Source organism: Vibrio nomapromontoriensis (assembly GCF_050337205.1).
GTDB lineage: Bacteria > Pseudomonadota > Gammaproteobacteria > Enterobacterales > Vibrionaceae > Vibrio > Vibrio nomapromontoriensis.
On record NZ_JAKJSS010000008.1, the window covers coordinates 118,718 to 138,523 of the forward strand.

General features: G+C 41.8%; 14 protein-coding genes and 1 tRNA gene. 4 read left to right on the forward strand and 11 right to left on the reverse strand.

The genetic code is table 11. The features are described 5' to 3' along the window. Positions 1 to 75: 75 nt before the first annotated feature. The 3 genes from L4D05_RS08385 to L4D05_RS08395 form a co-directional block, all read right to left on the reverse strand. Positions 76 to 3,246, reverse strand: a complete 3,171-nt coding sequence (locus L4D05_RS08385; protein WP_428793634.1) for a response regulator — start codon at positions 3,244 to 3,246, stop codon at positions 76 to 78. A gap of 187 nt (positions 3,247 to 3,433) precedes the next feature. Next, a complete protein-coding gene (locus L4D05_RS08390) occupies positions 3,434 to 4,384 on the reverse strand; it encodes a YdcF family protein (RefSeq protein WP_428793635.1) in 951 nt (316 codons plus the stop codon). A gap of 103 nt (positions 4,385 to 4,487) precedes the next feature. Continuing rightward, positions 4,488 to 4,886, reverse strand: a complete 399-nt coding sequence (locus tag L4D05_RS08395; protein WP_428751236.1) for an OsmC family protein — start codon at positions 4,884 to 4,886, stop codon at positions 4,488 to 4,490. Positions 4,887 to 5,209: 323 nt separating this feature from the next. Here L4D05_RS08395 and msrB point away from each other — a divergent pair, with 323 nt between their 5' ends. Both msrB and L4D05_RS08405 read left to right on the forward strand, forming a co-directional pair. Beyond that, complete coding sequence (msrB, locus tag L4D05_RS08400; RefSeq protein ID WP_428751237.1) at positions 5,210 to 6,349, forward strand: peptide-methionine (R)-S-oxide reductase MsrB; 1,140 nt, start codon at positions 5,210 to 5,212, stop codon at positions 6,347 to 6,349. A gap of 285 nt (positions 6,350 to 6,634) precedes the next feature. Continuing rightward, positions 6,635 to 7,765: a mechanosensitive ion channel family protein gene (locus L4D05_RS08405; RefSeq protein WP_428793636.1), complete on the forward strand. Its 1,131-nt coding sequence runs from the start codon at positions 6,635 to 6,637 to the stop codon at positions 7,763 to 7,765. 190 nt (positions 7,766 to 7,955) lie between these two features. On the opposite strand, the gene L4D05_RS08410 is transcribed toward L4D05_RS08405, so the two are convergent. Continuing rightward, complete coding sequence (locus tag L4D05_RS08410) at positions 7,956 to 8,378, reverse strand: hypothetical protein (RefSeq protein ID WP_428793637.1); 423 nt, start codon at positions 8,376 to 8,378, stop codon at positions 7,956 to 7,958. Between the two features lie 180 nt (positions 8,379 to 8,558). Then, entirely contained in the window at positions 8,559 to 9,611 is a 1,053-nt protein-coding gene (gene aroG / locus L4D05_RS08415) for a 3-deoxy-7-phosphoheptulonate synthase AroG (protein ID WP_428751240.1), read from the reverse strand. Positions 9,612 to 10,133: 522 nt separating this feature from the next. On the opposite strand from aroG, the gene L4D05_RS08420 reads away from it, so the two are divergent. After that, complete coding sequence (locus L4D05_RS08420) at positions 10,134 to 11,753, forward strand: VRR-NUC domain-containing protein (RefSeq protein ID WP_428793638.1); 1,620 nt, start codon at positions 10,134 to 10,136, stop codon at positions 11,751 to 11,753. A 112-nt stretch (positions 11,754 to 11,865) separates the two neighbouring features. Here L4D05_RS08420 and L4D05_RS08425 read toward each other — a convergent pair whose 3' ends face one another. Next, on the reverse strand, positions 11,866 to 12,546 hold the full coding sequence (locus L4D05_RS08425) for a MaoC family dehydratase (RefSeq protein ID WP_428751242.1): 681 nt from the start codon (positions 12,544 to 12,546) through the stop codon (positions 11,866 to 11,868). Positions 12,547 to 12,875: 329 nt separating this feature from the next. On the opposite strand from L4D05_RS08425, the gene L4D05_RS08430 reads away from it, so the two are divergent. Continuing rightward, positions 12,876 to 12,966, forward strand: a tRNA-Ser gene (locus L4D05_RS08430). 166 nt (positions 12,967 to 13,132) lie between these two features. Here L4D05_RS08430 and L4D05_RS08435 read toward each other — a convergent pair. The 5 genes from L4D05_RS08435 to helD form a co-directional block, all read right to left on the reverse strand. After that, a complete protein-coding gene (locus L4D05_RS08435) occupies positions 13,133 to 14,497 on the reverse strand; it encodes a HAMP domain-containing sensor histidine kinase (RefSeq protein WP_428793639.1) in 1,365 nt (454 codons plus the stop codon). Then, positions 14,494 to 15,192, reverse strand: coding sequence for a response regulator transcription factor (locus tag L4D05_RS08440; RefSeq protein ID WP_428751244.1), 699 nt, complete (start codon positions 15,190 to 15,192; stop codon positions 14,494 to 14,496). The genes L4D05_RS08435 and L4D05_RS08440 overlap by 4 nt, the downstream gene beginning before the upstream one ends. An 899-nt stretch (positions 15,193 to 16,091) precedes the next feature. Beyond that, on the reverse strand, positions 16,092 to 16,883 hold the full coding sequence (locus L4D05_RS08445; RefSeq protein WP_428793640.1) for an EAL domain-containing protein: 792 nt from the start codon (positions 16,881 to 16,883) through the stop codon (positions 16,092 to 16,094). 173 nt (positions 16,884 to 17,056) lie between these two features. Beyond that, complete coding sequence (locus L4D05_RS08450) at positions 17,057 to 17,656, reverse strand: beta-phosphoglucomutase family hydrolase (protein WP_428793641.1); 600 nt, start codon at positions 17,654 to 17,656, stop codon at positions 17,057 to 17,059. A gap of 35 nt (positions 17,657 to 17,691) precedes the next feature. Next, positions 17,692 to 19,761 (reverse strand): DNA helicase IV, encoded by a 2,070-nt coding sequence (gene helD / locus L4D05_RS08455; protein WP_428793642.1) that lies wholly within the window; start codon positions 19,759 to 19,761, stop codon positions 17,692 to 17,694. Positions 19,762 to 19,806 lie beyond the last annotated feature (45 nt).

A 19,806-nucleotide genomic window follows, 5' to 3' on the forward strand; every position in this document is an offset into this window, starting at 1 on the left:
GCCTTTTACGAAACTTAATAAGTAAAAGCCCCATAAGAGAGGCAATTAAGTATCGGTATATTGGACAAAGACTTTCTAAATCAAGTTTTGCATCTCATGGAAAAGCTTTTCACGGCGTACAGGTTTTGGAACGTACGCATCCATACCTGCATCGAAACATTTTTGAATATCATCATCTACAACACTAGCCGTCAACGCGATAATAGGTGTTGGGGTCATCCCTTGCTGCTTTTCGTAGCTTCGAATTTCCTTGGTTGCAGTAAAGCCATCTTTAATCGGCATCATGCAATCCATTAAAATTACGTCAAAATTAGGGTCACTTTGGAAAGTATCTAGTGCTTGCTGACCGTCATTAGCAATGACGTAGTCATACCCGGCCTTTTTAAGGTGTAACGATGCAACCTTTTGGTTGACCATATTGTCTTCTACTAACAGCACTCGTATTGCCGACTCCTTACTTAGCAGAGGGGAATCAAACGTACTATTTGTATGGCTACTTTGCGATGCATCACTACCGTTATTATTTACCTTCGTCGACTGCTGTTGAGACGCTTGATTAGCAATGTTTTCGGCTTTGACTTCCACACCACTGGTCAGTTTTTGTTTAAGGATCTCCGCCTTGAATGGTTTTGGTACGTAATCATCCATCCCTGCATCAAAACACTTTTGAATATCGTCATCCACGACACTTGCCGTTAGTGCGATAATAGGTGTGCGCGGTGCGTTTATTGCCGATTCATAATCCCTAATGACCTTCGCTGCTGCAAAACCATCCATCACTGGCATCATACAGTCCATCAATACCACGCTATAATTTTTACCTGACTTGTAGTGCTCAACCGCTTCTAAGCCGTTATTCGCTATATCAAAGTCATAACCGAGTTTTTTAAGGTGTAGCGACGCTACTTTTTGATTAACAAGGTTATCCTCCACGAGCAATATAGAGACGTTTACCGTCGGTATAATAGTCTGCTTAAGTGTAGGCCCCCCTTGTTCGATAGCTCTGCAACACGCGTCTATCGATTTTAGTAAGCGGCTTCCGAGCAATGGATAAGTGATGAGTGCACTGATATTTCGCCCGAAATCTCGGTTGATGCCCTCAAACTGCCTAATCAAACAAATCGCCGACTGGTGTGAGTTCAACTCCGCAAAGCTTCCCTCATCCTGTATGGAAGAAACAGAGCCACCTTCTACATAGATAACAATCGTTCGTTTATCCGGTGTGAGCGGCTGAACACTTGCAATATTTGGTACAACTCTGGCGGTATCTAAATTGTAAAACGTAAGGTCTCGTCTGATTCGCTCCTCGTACTCGTTATCTTCACAAACCATCACCAACTCATCAAACTTGAGTTCATGGCTATGCTGGTAGGCACGTTCATCAATGGGCAAGTTCAGCGTGAAATAAAACCGACTGCCTTTCCCTTTTTCCGAGTCTAACTCAATGTGCCCACCCATTAGCTCAATAAGCTGAGTACTAATGGCCAAACCGAGCCCAGTCCCTCCAAATTGTCTTGTGGTCGAATCATCCTCTTGAGCAAAAGCTTCAAAAATATTCGCCTGTCGTGACTCCTCAATGCCTATCCCTGAATCTTTGACCTCAAAGACTAAGCTCGCGATGTTGTCTTGCTCACCTTGATGATGCACGCCAATGCTAACAATACCTTCACTAGTAAATTTCACCGCATTAGACATAAAGTTCATTAGGATCTGACGTATTCTATGATCGTCTGCTAATACTCTAAACGGAACGGTTGAATCAATATCAACGTTCAGTCGAATTCCTTTCTCTTTTACCTTAGGAGCAACAATAGATGCGATGTCATAAATGGTCTCGCGTATCGATGTTGAGTGTGGGTTGATCTGTAACATTCCTGATTCAATTTTGGAGAAGTCCAAAATGTCGTTAATCAGGCTAAGTAGTAAATGAGACGAAGTTTCTATCGTATCGACATAATCTTTTTGCGTCGCGGTTAAGTCGGTATCTGATAACACCTCAGATATGCCAATTACTCCGTTTAGGGGCGTACGAATTTCGTGTGACATATTGGCTAAAAAGCTACTTTTTGCTTTGCTGGCTTGAATCGCATCTTCTTTGGCCTGCTCTGCGTCTTCTTTGGCCTCAAAAAGCCTTTTCTGGCTTTCGTGCCTCTCTAGAGTAAGGCGTTCAACTTCTTGAGCAAAACGGCTCAATTCATCATTACCACGCACCCGTTCACTTAATGAGCTCTGCTGTTCTTTCTCATCTCCCTCTAAGTACTTCAATACCAAATTTAGGTTCTTAATAACTCGATGAGCAAGGTTCACCCCGGTAAAAATAACTAACGCAGTAAGGACTCCTATACCAGCAAAGAAAACGGTACGAGTTTGCTCGAATGTCTTAACAAGCGAGCCAATTTCATTGCGAAGCTGCATTTCGATGGAATCGGCAACGGATTGTAGTAAGTTTAGACGCAATGCTAGCGCACTTAGCCCAATATTCACGTCCGCTACAGGCAAGGTATTTGGTGTTTCTGCACTAAGTAGCGTACCGCGAAACTGACTACTTTGTTGGAAAGTAATATTGGAAAAGGTCTCTAGAAGAAGCGCAACCTGCTGTGTATCGGCATTAATTGCCACAAATCGTTCAACAAATAGTTGCTGGCTTTGAGTAAGGCTGCGAATTTCATCTTTAATCGTCTCAATACGATCTTGATCAGTTTGAGCACCAATCAATTGTTGTATTTGCCAGTTTTCCTCTTCTGCCCAGAACATTAACCATTCAAGCTGAGATAAAGCGGTCATGTGTCCATCAACCGCCGCTATCGCTCCACTATGCGGTGACTTCTCAAGCAATAGTAGGATTTGCTTATAAGTATCTACTTGCCACTCAACAATTTCACTTTTCTCTTCAGCATCTGCAGCGTCAACCATAGACGTGATACTTTCCTGATAATCAGCGATAAGCCCTTGAAGGTGGTGTAGATCTTCGCCAGAAAATAGTGATTCAGAAAGCGTAATTAGTCGATCATATTGTGACGTCGTCTCGACAGGGTCACTGGTTAATCGCGCTAAGTGAGCTTTAGTTTGAAGATCGGATAAGACTTGTGAAAAAACGACCAAACACTCTACTTTTTCCAAGTTGGCTAATTGAGTGTTTAGTGTCGTCACTTGCCTAGATGCGAGATAAAGGATGAGTAATACTGGCAGTATTACCAGAGTGAATATTTTTCGCTTTACCGAGAGACTATTCCAAAAGTTTACCATCACTATTCCACTTGCTAAACGAAAGTTTAATTAATAGTGAGTTTAGAACAGGATCGGTGAGCTTCTACTCAATTGGCAATTATTTTCGCATTTATATGAAGTTAGATGTATTTCCTCTCCATTTTTGAGCTAAAAAAGAGAGTATTTAATCTAATTATTCATTACAAATATCGAGGTTAAAGCCGCACTATCGCTTAACGTCATTTTCTGGGTCGAGATAACGATTTAGCATCGTCAAAGCTGTATCTAGTTGCGCTAGATTATCTCGCAATATGTGACTCGAACACTCTGGAGGCGTCGACTTAATAGCGGAGTTCAGGGTTTCAATTGACGTCAACACAAGCTTGTCATTATGACGTCTACCGTACTGTTTCAAATGACTTAACGCCTTCCTTGCTATTTTGAGCGGCATTTCTCTTACATCTGTGAGTGGGCGTTCAAAAGCGTGGTTCATCACTCCTTCTAGATATACTCGATAAGTTGTTAACTCATCTACCGCCAAAAAGGCAAGGCCTTGAGGTGTTTGGTAAGGATAAGGGACGGCAACATGGTGGTTGATATCATAAGAAATCAGCACCGTCAGTCCATGGACTTGGCACCGCGTCACTAATAACTTCAGTAATCCTTGCTCATCAAGGTAAGTTTGAATATCGATGAGCCGACTAAGATGGTAATCATTGGAGATCAATCTAACCGGGATACTAGAACCGGGTAGAATAAGCCCACTATTAATCACTACTTGAGATAAGTGTTGAATATTTTCTATCGTATTGGTTGATTTGTCTTCAAGTAGGACCTTGCCTAGCCTCACCATTTCATACTTCGGTAATCGCTGACAAAAATATTGGTACATAGCTTGCGATTCTGAAACCACTTGATTGCCAGTTGTACCGCCACAAAAGGCAATAATCGTCTTAGAGCAGTCGTTTTCTAAGACGTACTTTATCAAAGCGTCTACTCTCGAGATCCCCTCTAAGGTTAACTGATCATCGTACAAACGTTTACCCAGTACAATGACCAATTGCTCGTAGATAGTGCGCCCCGTATCGCTAGTAGATGAATTATCACTCATGCTGACAGGTACTTTTTCAAGTCTATTTATTCGAACACCTTTACCGCTAGGCGTAGTGGCGGTCATATTTTTAAAGTCCACAATAAGAACATCTATTCACACTTGCCGCCACTTAAAGATTTACCACCACTTACTAGAGGCACCCTATCATTAACGGTATTACTGATCGCTAAACGATTTCCCAACTATGGGTCATTTCAACACCCTCGCCTAGCATCAAGCATACTGAGCAGTACTTCTCCAATGAGTCTTTCGCAACCTTAGCAACAATAGCTGGATCAAGTTGCTCGCCACTGACTTCAAAATGAATATTGATTTGAGTAAAAATCTTTGGCGCTATGTCACGTCGAACACTAGATAGCTTTGCAACACAACCAGTCACGTTCTGACTAGCACTTTTCAAACCATCAACAACATCAACAGAGCTGCACCCACCAGCTGCCATTAAAACCATCTCCATAGGGCTAGGTGCACTTTTGCCACCACTGCCGTCCATTACCATGGCGTGACCAGATTGGGACTCTGCTAAAAACTTAAATCCTTCCACCCATTTTACTTTTGCTTGCATATCTGCCTCTAAGCGATTCATATTACTATATTATTACGTCCATCATTGGGAAGTCCTGTTAAGTCGTTACTCCCCAACATCAATCGTTCCACTTTACCATCCCTACTTCTAGGATTACTACTCGAACCCACTTTATTTCGAAAAAACACAACCACAACAAAGCGGCGTGACTTTAAAGTATTGTACTTTTTGTCTAGGTTTTACGTACGCAACACTATAAGCACTTAAGAACCGCAAACTAATTTAACAACGGCTGAAATTTTTTACTGCGTAGCTCTGTCTTCTTAACTGAACGATATGATGTTTAAGCGATTGAGGTCTTTATGAAAACACTTTCAAAATTATTAGTCGCAGCGGTATTAGCCACTCCGTTGCTGTTCCTCCTGACAAGCCAACCCGGCAATGCTGATTCTACAAAGACAATGACTGCTAAAAATACTGCTGTAGCAACTCTAGCTGGCGGTTGTTTCTGGTGTACGGAGTCTGACTTAGAACAACTGCCTGGTGTGATCAGTGTAGTATCCGGTTACGCAGGAGGAGATCTTGAAAACCCGACCTACAGACAAGTATCGAGTGGTAAGTCCGGGCATATCGAAGTTATTCAGGTGACATACGATAGCGACATCGTCAGTTACGAAAACGTCCTAGACCAATTTTTTCGACACATTGACCCGACAGACAGCAAAGGATCCTTTGTTGACAGAGGTCCTCAATATCGGCCCGCTATTTTTTACCACAACGATGAACAAAAGCAGATTGCTATAAGCTTTATGTCAGAAATCGAAGCTTTAGGTATTTTCAAAAAGCCACTCGCGACAGAGCTGATTGCTTATACTCAATTTTGGCCCGCAGAAGAGTACCATCAGGATTACTACAAAAAGAGCAGCCTAAAATATAAATACTACCGTTATAACTCAGGTAGAGATCAATATTTAGATGAAATCTTTGGCGACAATCGCCAAGAAATGCCGATGACATTAAGAATGCTCATCGATAACCAAAAAGGCGGTACAAATGCCAAGCGTTATGAGAAGCCGTCAGAAGAAACCATTAAAAACACCTTAACACCACTGCAGTTCTACGTGACACAAGAAGACGGTACTGAGCGACCATTTGATAACCCTTATTGGGATAACAAACAAGAAGGTATTTACGTTGATATCGTGACAGGAGAACCTCTGTTCTCGTCGACTGACAAATATAAATCAGGAACTGGATGGCCAAGCTTTACCAAGCCAATTAGTGATCAGTATGTCGTCACGACAACGGATTTCAAATTGATTTATCCACGTACAGAAGTAAGAAGCCGTATTGGTGACTCACACCTTGGCCATGTATTCAAAGATGGCCCTAAGCCGACAGGGTTGCGCTATTGCATGAATTCTGCCGCGATGAAATTTATTCCTAAGTCAAAACTCGCCCAACTAGGCTACGATGAGTTCTTACCTCTATTCAATCAATAAGATTACCCCTTCAAACCTGGCTGCACAGATGCAGCCAGTTCTCATTTTCTATTGACCACGACACTTAGCAACACACTCTAGCATTCTCCTCGTTCTAGTTCCCATTACCTCATCAACAAATGCTAGGGTCTATCCAGAAACGTCTTGAGTACTGCAAACTTGATAAAATACAGCGGCTGAATACAAAACCACTCAAATATCCAGTATTATCTGACTATTACAATCCTTCGACAGGCTCTACACTAACTAACGAAGGTCGAAATTCACAAAAGGTGTCTTATCAAGATGAACAGTTCCATGGATATTCTTCAGAGCTACATCCAATCGTTTGGTTATGATTGGTTAAGTAATGTCCTATTAATCACTGTGTCGAGTTTTATCGCTTGGATTGCATGGCGAGTGATCTATCGACGTATTGAAGCGTTAGCACAACACACTCATTTAGAATGGGATGATCTCCTGATCCGAGCGGTTCGCTCGCCGATTAGTGCCTTAATTTGGCTATGGCCAGCGACCATCTCTATTGGCTTAATTGTTTCTGCACACTCTAATATTGATAGCCAGTGGATTGGACAAGTCGATTTACTGCTGGTGATCGCCATCTTCATTTGGATTTCACTCCGTCTTATTCAAAACGTGGAAACGCACGTTCTTGCCCAAAAGAAACGTGACGAAACCACCGTCCAAGCAATCGCTAAAGTCGCTAGACTGTTCTTTATCACCATTGGCATCTTGACGGTGATGCAGTCTTTAGGCCTTAGCCTTTCTGGCCTACTGACATTTGGTGGTGTGGGTGGTTTGATTGTTGGTCTTGCGGCTAAAGACCTACTCTCAAACTTCTTTGGTGGCATGATGATCTATTTCGACCGTCCGTTTAAGGTCGGTGATTGGATTCGCTCTCCCGATCGTAATATTGAAGGCACGGTCGAAAGAATTGGCTGGCGGATGACCATTATCCGTACGTTTGACAAAAGACCACTCTACGTACCGAACTCTGTATTTAGCAACATTGTTGTTGAAAACCCTTCTCGTATGCTTAATCGCCGGATATTTGAGACCATCGGACTACGCTATGACGATGGCGATAAAGTGAGCCTTATTGTCGGAGAAATCAAAACGATGCTAGAAAGCCATCGAGATATTGATAGTAAGCAAACGTTAATGGTTAACTTCGACTCTTTTGGTGCCTCGTCGCTCAATTTCTTTGTTTATGCTTTTACTAAAACAGTTAACTGGGCTCGATACCATGAAGTAAAACAAGATGTACTATTACAGATTATGGCTATCATCCATAAGCACGATGCTGACATCGCCTACCCAACACAAACGTTGAAATTTGATCCAAGGTCGCTGGCCGATAATCCAGAACCTATCAGTGATAGTCCAACCTTTCCAAACTCTGCCATACGCAAATAATTGGGCTGCACTGGCAAGTTTTGAAGCCATGTGGTCTGTCTTAGTTTGCCGTTCAAGAGAAGAAGTTACAACGTCCCTTTCTTGAACGGTCACAATCTACCGATAACAAGTGAGCTTAGATCATGCCCCGCTCGCTATCGGTAAATGTCACGTATCGGTATATGTCACTCGCTGTCATTTGGTCCCAACATTAACTATTTTTCAGTTGTACCGCTTGGTATTGTTCTGACTTTACCCCTCCTTTTCGCCTTTTCATCTTCACTTCTACGGACCGACCACCATTGTTCACGTCATATCGAATAGCTTGCTTCAGATAGGCATCATTACGTTTTAAGTCTCGAGCTTCTAATTTCAGTGTTTTTGATCCTCGGTTGACACTACAGCGGTAGTCCCAATCATTCTTGCCATTCTTTAATGACAGTAATACTTGAGAGTGCTTCCCTGATCTTGCATTAATTCCACGAGGTTGCTTGTCTAATGCCAAAGCCAACCCTGCTTTACAAAGCGCTTCTGACGAGACTACTCCATTGCTTTGCGCGGCGATGGCTGAACTTGTTGTAAATGTGCAAACAAAAGCCAATGCTGCCGCAGGAATAAGAGTGTGCTTTTTCATTATTTATCCTAATCATGTTTCAATCTCGAAAAATTAAAGCACGGCGTACGGTTAAAATCAAATAAAAAAGCCTCCAATACTATCGGAGGCTTTAGCATTATGGTTCTAGTTAGCGTCTAAACTACTAATTACGTAACACACTAATGACTGATACTGATATCAGCGAAATAACAGAAACTTCTACGCGTTACGGCGCGCAACGACTGCGTCTGCTAACTGACGAAGTACGGCTTCAGTGTCGTCCCAACCAATGCACGCATCGGTAATAGATTGACCATACTTAGCCGCAACACCATCAACAAGATCTTGACGTCCTTCTTCTAGGTGAGATTCAATCATCACACCAAAAATCGCGTCTTCACCATTAGCAAGTTGCGCAGAAACATCTTCAGAAACAACTTTCTGACGAGAAAACTGTTTAGAACTATTCGCGTGACTAAAATCGATCATCACCTTCTGAGGTAAACCAGAAGCTGTTAACTCTTCTTTAATCGCTCCTACGTGTTCAGCACTGTAGTTTGGCTCTTTACCGCCACGTAAAATCAAGTGACAATCTTTGTTACCCGCAGTTTCGATGATCGCAGAGTGTCCATATTTAGTCACTGACAAGAAATGGTGAGACGCACTGGCAGAGCGAATTGCGTCTGAAGCAATCTTAATGTTGCCATCGGTACCATTTTTGAAACCTACTGGACAAGAAATACCAGAAGCCAATTCACGGTGAACTTGCGACTCTGTGGTACGAGCACCAATTGCTCCCCAGCTGATCAAATCACCCACATATTGAGGTGTGATCATATCAAGGAATTCACTCGCCGTTGGCATGCCCATATCCGTCAAGTCTAGCAAAAGTTTACGAGCCATTCGCAGGCCATCGTTAATTTTAAAGGTATCGTTAAGATATGGGTCGTTAATCAAACCCTTCCAACCAACCGTCGTACGTGGTTTTTCAAAATAGACACGCATAACGATTTCTAGTTTATCGCCAAGCTCATCACGTAGCGTTTTAAGTCGCTTGCCGTACTCCACTGCCGCTTCTGTATCGTGGATAGAACAAGGGCCAACGATAACAAGGAGTCGATCATCATCACCGGACAAAATATTATGAATCGCTTGGCGTGCATTAAAGGTTGTCGAAGAAGCAACTTCTGTCGCTGGAAATTTCTCTAATACCGCGACTGGCGGTAGGAGTTCTTTTACTTTATTAATTCTTACATCATCAGTTTGGAACATTGCTTACTTCTTCCTATTCTTTGTATCTACGACTATCAAGCACGATGTACACTCCATTATGTGACTTATGTCGTGCTCTTTGTTGGTAACTTATCTGCTTGCAGCAAATAGTGCAATCATTAATTTTAAAAAAAGGCAAATTTACCACCTGTTTTTAATTAATGACGCCATGTAAAGTTTTAAGTACACACCAACTGACCAACAATCAACCAGTTACGGACTAACAATGGATGAACGTGTTGTTACAACGTCACCATAAGCTTATATTAACCATTGATTTAATCGCCCTTGCGTCACACTAACCGCAATGAAAGAGTCGTTAAAAACGCATCTAAGCCATACCTAACGACCCAAAGGTTAAGCCGTTGATAACATGAATTAGACAGCCCTAAATACCATGCCCAACTTGAGAGTCACAACGTTTAGCGCTACGATGGCTTTAAACTTGGCATTCTATCTTTCAATCACGTAGATAATGGTGTGCAAGTCAACTCACATCTAGCTATATCAGTTAAGGCACCCGTGGCGGCATCATCTCAAATTACTCTCGCTCCTAAATACTATTTGGCTAATTTTCACAAACTTTTGTGCCATGTAGAACATTTGTATGCTGATCTTCTTAATCATGAGGAATCTCTTTGGCTGGCGCGTTTTCGTAAATTAACTAACGATGCTCAATGTTTGCTCATACGGCTAATGACCCGGAAAGGAGAATGGTTTCGTAGTGACAAGCTTCACTACCCTGAACTGGATTCGATTGACAGTTGTATCGCTGAGTTAGTAAATCAGCGTTTTATTAACGATACCGTTGCCGTTGACATAACAACGTTAGCAACCGCATTGCTGACTAAAGCGGAGATTTTACATTTATTCCCTGAGCTACCAAAAAATTTACGTAAACCTGAACTCCTGCAAACGCTTGCAGCAACTAACGCCAGCCTGCCCCTCAATCTTCCTTTTACAGCAGTACAACTACTGGATAACGATAAGCTAGCGTTGTTCTGTCTGCTATTTTTTGGCAACCAGCATCAAGAGTTCGCGCAATTTGTACTTAATGATCTCGGAATTCATCGTTTTGAGCACTATGAAATTTCAGCGAGTACTCGCCTGTTTAATAGCAGAGAAGATGTTGATACGGCAATGGCGCTTCACATTTTGTCAGAGCAGTATAAGAATATCGATAAAACATGCGAGACATCTCTGACACAACTTTCCTTACACATCCCCACTACAAAAGGCAGCTACTCTAGTCGGCTCGCGGGAAAACTAATTAACGCTATCGGGCGAGATTTTGAGCGTCTCAACAACTTTGAGCAAGCCATCCATTTATTAAAACAAACCGACTTACCACCAGCACGAGAACGCTGCGTCAGAATGTACATGAAACAAGAACATTTTCATCAGGCTCAATCCGTTATCATGGCGATGATAGAAAAGCCGAAAAATGTCCCTGAGCAAGAAGTCGCGTTTCGTCTAGCCTCTACCGTCGCAAAAAAACTTAGAACCTCACCACCAAAGCCGGTGCTATTCAGCATTCCAGAGCGAAAGCTAACGTTAGATCTTACTACTCAACGTGTCGAACTAGCGGTTCGCGATTCATTGGTTAACGAGGGTTGGCAGGCCTTTTATCTCGAAAACCACTTTCTTAATACCCTATTTGGACTGGCCTTTTGGGATATTATCTTTGCTCCGGTCGACGGCGCCTTTATCAATCCCTATCAACGTCAACCCCTCGATCTTTATCGAGATAGCTTCAAAACAAAGCGCCAAGGCATGATCGACACGCGATTAGCAGAGATTCGACAATCTGGAATCTGGAAGTTCATCTCACTAATTGAGGACAAATACGGATTACAAAATCCTTTCATCGCTTGGGATCTCGTTGATCGCGAGTGGATAGAGCTGGCGGTCACTACCATACCTAACCATACCCTTGCAGCTCTATTCGACACTATGCTAATAGATTTAAAAGCTTATCGAACTGGTATGCCAGACCTTATTGCTTTCAAAGCGAATAAATGGTTCTGGTGTGAAGTGAAAGGGCCTGGAGACAGACTTCAAGATAATCAGAAACGTTGGATGAGGGTTTTTCGCGAGCTAATGCTTAACTATGAAGTGTGTTACGTAGAATCAGCGCTTTAATTAACTCTTTTCACCTTTGCCGTTAACCTTAATCCCAGTTAACGGCGATAGATACAACAAAGCCCAGCGATATCACTGGGCTTTGTTGTAGATAACTATTCGTTTTAGGACATTAGAAGTGCAAGTGAATCACTGATGTTGCGATACATGCTGGTCGGCGGATACCTTCTATCTCGACTCGGATCTCTCGCTCTATCTCCAACCCTTTTTTAATTGGCGTAACCTTAACTAAGGTGCTCTTCGCACGAAGGTTACTTCCAGCCTTAACTGGGTAAGGGAATCGGACTTGGTTCAAACCAATATTCACCATCATCTTCGCTGTTGGAAACATTGGCTTATTAGGATCGACACTGTCGGTCAATGCAGGAAGTAAAGACAGAGTCAGGAAACCATGCGCGATAGTCGTTTTAAATGGCGATTCCGTTGTAGCGCGCTCAGGGTCAGTATGAATCCACTGATTATCTTCAGTAACAGCACCAAACTGGTTAATACGGTCTTGACCAACCGCCAACCAATCCCCTTCATGAATGACTGTGCCCACTTTATCTTGCAGTTCTAGATACAAGCGTTGTGCTTCTGGCTTTAACACAATCTCAGGCGTCAAATCCGTAACATGGGGTTCATTTACTGCTGGCTTGTGATAGTCTCTAACCCAAGCGAGAAAATTACGGTTGTGGGTTTTATCTACAAACTCAGACCAATACTCGCGAATTGCCGGCGACATCCATTGCATAAGCTCAGACTGATGCTTAATAGAATCAGCGCTTTGTTTAAACAATTTTACCACTTTCATATTGACCTCAGCTTACAGTCGTTTCAACTAACCGTAATATTTTGAATCAGTTCACAACTTCGTGCAAATGTTTTTGAGCTAACACACGTATTCTGAACAGCGTTTTATTTAAAATAATCATATAGTTACGCATAAAAAACAATATTTTATTAATTTGTAAACGTTATCAAATCACTTTGATAACGATAGCGACTTTCATCAACACTCTTTAAAATCTTACTTTTGGTTACTCTAAAACCAAAATGGGCAGGATTTAAGCAAACAGTTCACTCAACGAAAATTTATTCTTTACAGGGTTAGCTGTTACTAATAGTATTAGCGCCAACAACGGAGAGATGGCTGAGTGGTCGAAAGCACCGGTCTTGAAAACCGGCAAGGGTTAATAGCCCTTCTAGGGTTCAAATCCCTATCTCTCCGCCACATTCTAAAAGAGCCGCTAATAATTAGCGGCTCTTTTGCGTTTTACTTTCATATAAAACAGAAACGGTAATTCTGACGTAGAATTATCAACACCACATAAAAACCATTCCTACTAAGTGCTCCATCTACCGACCATCATCACTAGCTGCGTCACATCGGCGACACTTTACATCTTCGCAATGTCCAAGCGGTGTTTCGGAATAACGACCGTAAATCTAGCGCCACCTAAGTGGCTTTCATCAACGGATATTGACCAACCTAAGTTTTTCGCCGCCTGATTAGCAATAGCCAAGCCTAACCCAAAGCCGCCTTGATTTTGGTTTCTATGTTTTTCGAGACGAGAAAACGCTAAGAAAATTTCATCTCGCTTTTCTATGGGAATTCCAGGCCCATTGTCTTCTATATCGATGGTCCAGCAGGGGTCAAAACTACGAACAGAGACCACAACTTCGCCACAGCTGTAACGATCTGCATTTTTCAATAAATTATCGATGACCAACTTAGCGAAACACTGAACCCCAACATACTCTTCGCTAAACTCAGACTTGTCTTCAACTAGGCGAACGCCCCCGTCTCCCACAACCATCTTAATTCTGTCCCTACAGAACTCACTCAAGCAAAAACGTTCAGGGCGTGCGTTAACGGTACTGCAGCGTCCATTTCCTAAACGTGATAGTTGTAAAATGTCGGTGGTTAACGAAGAGATATCTTGTATATAGTCATCAATATCATTGAACAGCCTTTCTCTGTCTTTCGTATCTTCTCGCCTTAGTAAGTCGCTTGCCATTTGTATTCGGCTTAATGGTGTCCTAATTTCATGTGGGATAGCCTGAGCGAATATCATCGACTCTTTGACTCGTGACTCAATGTCCGACGCCATTTCATTAAAACTTTCCGCAAACTCTTTAACAGGCGAAATATGAAAGGCTTCAGAGCGTGTTGACAAATTTCCTTGCCCAAACGCTGCTTGGGCTCTCAACAGCTTGTTGATCCGTTTGTTCACTCTTCTAATGGGTAAATAGAGTAATGCAGCAAGCGCTAACGCCATGGTAATAAACAACAAAACAAAAAAGTGATTATCTCGATCGTGGTACCAAGGTGTCGTTGACGAAAATGGGTCTTCTAATTCTCTAAACAACAAATAGCGTTCTGAGTGTGGGATAGGAAACGCCGCGTAAAACAAATCATCACTATCGATAAAAACGCTTATACCATGGGTTATGGTGAAGAATTGACAACCTTCACAACGGTCTTGATTGACATTGTACGCGCTCACCACTCGCAATTTGTAATCATAAAACGTCAACGCTTTGGCATTATTTAAACGACCATATAATCCATCTCGCTCAAATTGACTATCTAGGTAATTTTTTACGTGTCTTACCCCGCTATCAACAAACGTTTCCGCATCTGAGCCTCTTACGTAGTCCTCGGTTAAATGCAGAAAAACTAAAAAGGTGATCACAAGGCCAACCAAACTTTCTAGGTACAAGCAAGAGAACATGGACTTTGGGCGAGTATACACCGTCATGTATGACTCCCTACTAGTCGATAGCCTTGATTCCTTATCGTCTTTATCGTGACTGAATACACCTCGGCTTGAATCAACTTTTTACGCAGTCCCGACACCCTCATATCTATAGAGCGATTCGATGAGCAGTATTCAATTCCACGAGCAAGACGGCAACAATGATCTCTCGATACAGTGGTACCTGAGTGTTCAACCAACACTTGAAGTATTTCAAATTCAGAGTTAGTCAGATTAAGCGGTTTTTGTTGGTAATATGCAGTTTGGCGATCACTGTTGATGACGATACCAAATGCGTCATGAAGCGAAGTGTGCTTATCTACCTTGACTTCTGGTTGGCAGCGACGCTTCAGTGCCTCAATTCTGGCGACTAGAATGTGCCCTCTCACTGGTTTCATTAGATAATCATCGGCACCAAGCTTAAGCAATGAAACTTCACTCATTTCATCCTCTGCTGCTGTCAAAATTATGATCATGCCCGAATAAAACTCACGCGCTTCACGGCAAATATCAATACCAGATTTTTCCGGTAGCATTAAATCCAGAATAACTAAATCAGGTTGCATTTTTTGGATTGTGGGTAAAGCGTCTGAACCGTTGTCGATCGCGGTGACGTGATAACCCTCAGCCTCTAGATACATTTTTGTCAGCTGTGCTATCTCAGTATCATCCTCTACCAGTAAAATCTTGCAGCTCATTTCCTTCCCTCATAGTACGCGTCGCGAAGGAGTATATTGATTTATCTTTGACACTCAACAATAGCGGAAAAGTTATTAGCAATAGGGAGTAAGAAGTTTATTACACCTCATTGCTTACTTACGCTTACAAATAGAAATTAAACAAAACAGCACACTGTATAAAGCAATTCGTTAGTGAGAAAATCGCTCTAAATCATTCTAAACTGATAAAATACGACTAAATATTACAAAAAAATATAGTTTGTTAACAATTATCACTTGTGAATATGCTTACATGCCACCAAAAAGAGCACTGTATTAACTACTGTACATCTAGACATCTCGCTTTACTTTTTTATTATGTAGCCAGCGACAGTTCTTTTGCGCTGTATATGATACTAGGCTATGCAAAAGTACACCTATATGATTATTGTTTTTAATTACTTACCGCCAAGAGGTCGTATGCTGAGTAAATTTTGTATATTCACTTCTTTTCTAATACTAGCTATGTCAGGTTGTAGCAATATCTCTAATATCATAATGGAGGTCTCTAGTCTTGATCATTCTAAATTGACCTCAGCCATTAAGAAAACTTCCGTGATCAAGGTGTCTAACTCATTAATAAGTAGTGAAAGTGATGCATTTTCTCAACTTAATAACCAAAGCTTGATACAAAATAGCAGCCAGACAAGTCTAAAACGCCCTGTCCAAGAAGAAAAAACGAAAGGTTCTTTGAGTGCAAAAACAAGCCTACAACAAACAATCGAGAGTATGACAAAGTCACTTTTGTTAAAATTTCGAATTCAAAAAGGCCGTTCTAGAACCATCGCACACGTGATAGATAGTAATGTTAACCAATTACCGCTAGTTTAATTTCCATTATTAACAGGCAAAAGTAACGCGTAACCAAGTCGCAAGTGTCAACGCAGCTGGTTTTCTAATTCTAATATTGATAGCGGCCTGCAGAAATAATACCCCTGAAAAAGATCAACCCCGGAATTCATACACATCTTAGCTATTGAGAAGTCCTCAATGCCTTCAGCAATAGTAATAGCGTTGATTTTTTTTGCCAACTTTACCGCAGCAATCACTCGACTTTTATCATTAACAATACTCTTATCAAGCTTTAGATATGGCGCTTTAATCTTCATTGCTCGTTTAGGCGTTGAATGAGATGTCCCAAAATCATCCAATGCTGTTTGAATTCCATATTGCGTCAGGCACTCTTTCCCTTTCACTATGGCATTCAAATCTGATTCTACAAACTCTGTAATTTCAAACACAACCTGCGATGGTTTACTGCCAAGCTCATAATTTCTTTGTACAAAGTGTTCTACTGCTTCTGGTGTGTTTGCTAACGATTTAAAGACTGAAGGTGATGCATTGATAAATAGCTTCAAATGGCTGAATTTAGATTGCAAAAAATTTGCCAGATGAATTTTTCCGCATAGCAGTGTGTGCACGATATTGTTTGTTACATCACATTCAACTTTAGAAAAAAACAAAGAAGGGTCAATAATGTTTGCGTGTTCGTCATGAATCCGGACTAAGCCTTCAAAGGCGTAAAGTCGCTGACTACGGTCATAGATGGGTTGAAAGACACTATTAAAATGCAGCCCATTATAAACAGCAGATACGGCACCGCTATCAGATTTAGTTATTAAATCTTGTATTATATCATTTTTATTAGAATATATACCTGCGGTATTCATACTGTTCCTTCCTTGGCGTAATGAAATTGCTAAATTATATATAGATATGCAGGTATATTATCAATACTCACCTATTTACTTAAGTAACGTTGTGTAAGTAAATCCTATTATGTCTATATCATGTATTAAAACAACCATTAGCGTGGTATTGGTCAATGGTTAAATTCTAATTATCACCCTTTAAAAGGATAAAATTCAAAGCCGTCTGGTGTGACTAAATAACAATCCATTCCACCAGCATGAGCAGCTTGTAAGCCCAGCATTGTATCTTCAAATACAATACAATGCCTCGCTTCGGCTTGCATTAATTGAGCGGCACGTAAAAACGTATCGGGATTGGGTTTGTGGCGTTCAACATCATCGGATGAGACAACACACTCAAAGTGTTCAAATAACTCAGCGTGCTTGAGTAGTCGATGCGCCGACTCTCGCATGCTTCCCGTTCCTATTGCCATCGGCTTATCACCTAAATAGGTATTCATTACGTTCAGGGTATGTGCAATCGGCTCTGCTCTTATTGGCATCTCTGCGAACGTTTTTAATTTGAAGCTAGCCACTTCTTTTGGTTCGATAGTGCTCTCTGCCTCTTTAAGCAATACCGCCGCTATTTTCACGCTAGGCATCCCGCCCATCGAATGAACCCATTGCTTATCAAACGGTAATCCAAAGTGTTCAACGGTTTGTTTCCATGCTTCCAAATGGGTAGGCATGGTATCAAGTAACGTGCCATCCATATCAAAGATGATCGCTTGGTAATGTTCGAGATTTAACACTTGGTATCCTCTAGTTGTTATTTCTTCACAATATCTTATTTCTTCATTATAACTTGGTCGTATTCAGCAATTTCTTTTACGAACGAAGACGGTGATGACTGATAGGTCACCCATACTTTCTTCTTTGCGCGTGTCAAAGCCACATAAAATAGCCTTCGCTCTTCGGCATGGGGAAAGGTATCTGTTGTTGCTGTCAAAGCATTATTTAGATGAATGTACTTGCGCTTAGCAGGAAACTGCCCTTCATCCACATTAACCAGTATAACGTAATCCGCTTCTTTACCTTTACTGCTATGGCACGTCATAAACTCGAGAGACAGCTTTGCAAATTGTTTTTGCCAATCCGCGAACAACTCTGGGCAGTGGTAGTGATTTCGCCCTAACAACAGAACTGATGCATTAGATTTAACTTTGCTATTCAAGTCATCCAATATTTTTTCTATACGGCTCGCACTTTCTATAACGACCGATTTTTGTTTGACCACCCTATGGCTATTCAACGACTTTTCTAATTGATTAGGGTTCTCTTGTATAAAACGATTTGCAACGCTACCGAGCATATTGTTAAAACGATACGTAGTATCGAGTTGATGAACCGAAGCATTAGGAAACCGTCGAGAGAATCCTGTTGTTAGATCAACATCAGCACCGGTAAATTGATAGATAGATTGCCAGTCATCGCCCACCGCAAATAACGTTGCTTGGTCATCTTCACCCAACGACTGTTCACACAAGCCTTGAATTAATGCTAAACGATCTGGCGAAATATCCTGATATTCGTCCACCATGATATATTTCCAAGCCGATGAGAACTGTTTGCTCTCTACCAGTTTCGTTGCCTGCGTAATCATTGATGTGAAATCTATCTGACCATTCTCCTTCAGCATCTTTTGCCATGCTTGATAACATGGCCAACAAAGCATCAGCTCACTATTAAGGCGTGAGTATTCTTCGTTGTCGACAATTTGTTCCTGAATCGCTTTTTTAGTTAAGCCCGATGACACCAGCTGATCAAGCTGCTGCTCCAACCAAGCAATAAGTTTAGGGTTTTCTGATTGACTGCCGAGCTCTTCATCACCTTTTAGATAAGCGATGGGCCAGCGTGAAAGGTGTTTTTGCCACCGCTTGTAATTAGTCGGTGTCATCCAATGTTTCTTCAACCAATCAACGCACCACGCATTCTTCTGCGCTTTTTCGGTCGCCAATGGCGTGAGTGAAGCCGATACTTTTTCGGATTGCTTAAGGAGCTTGAGTCCTAGCTGATGAAACGTGAGAACCGAGATACTATCTGCCGTTTGTCCTAATTTGGCGACGAGTCGCTGCTTCATTTCATTCGCCGCATCACGACCAAAAGCCACCAGTAATATCTGTTCTGGTTGCGCAAGGTGACTTTGCAGTAAGTAGCTGACGCGAGCCATAATTACGCTCGTTTTACCAGACCCGGCTCCAGCTAGGACTAAATTGTGGTCATTATTGTGCAGAACCGCTAACTGCTGTGAATGATTAAGAGGCGAGGATTCTGACTGCGCGAACAACACTTGCCAATTTTCGCACTCATTCTCTAGCCAAGTCTGGTTTCTATGCTGTAATGTCTCACTGGTATTATCAAGCCACGGTAACAGTGCGTTAACTCTTTTCGGCATTCTCCGAATAGCTTCACTCAATGACATATTCATATCAAGAAACTGAGTATTCACGGCTTGTTTCCATTGTTCTACACTTGAATAAGGTAAAAACCTTGGTAACGCATTAAGCCGTCTTAACTCATCTTCCCACTTTGGTAGCTGCTCATTCAATAATTGACACTGATTTTCATGCCAGTGTTGATAACAGGAAACGGCATATTTAGCAAAGTCTTGAGCTTTGAGCCAAGGTAGCCCCTGGACGACCCAGCATAATTGGCGAGCGTCACTTTCATGAGCAAAAACGGTTATTGATGACCAGAATACGCCGCGCTTGACGCTTAGCTTCCCTGACCATTCACTAAATGGAATCCTCACCTCGGCTCGTGCCGAATGCAGTGTAAGGCTATGCTCATCAAGTTCAATAGAGCGAAATTCATGTTGAGTAAAAATTTCAGCCGTTGGCGACGCGGTTAAATGCATGTGACTCATAATTCGTTAACAAATAAATCTGCCATTAGTCTACTC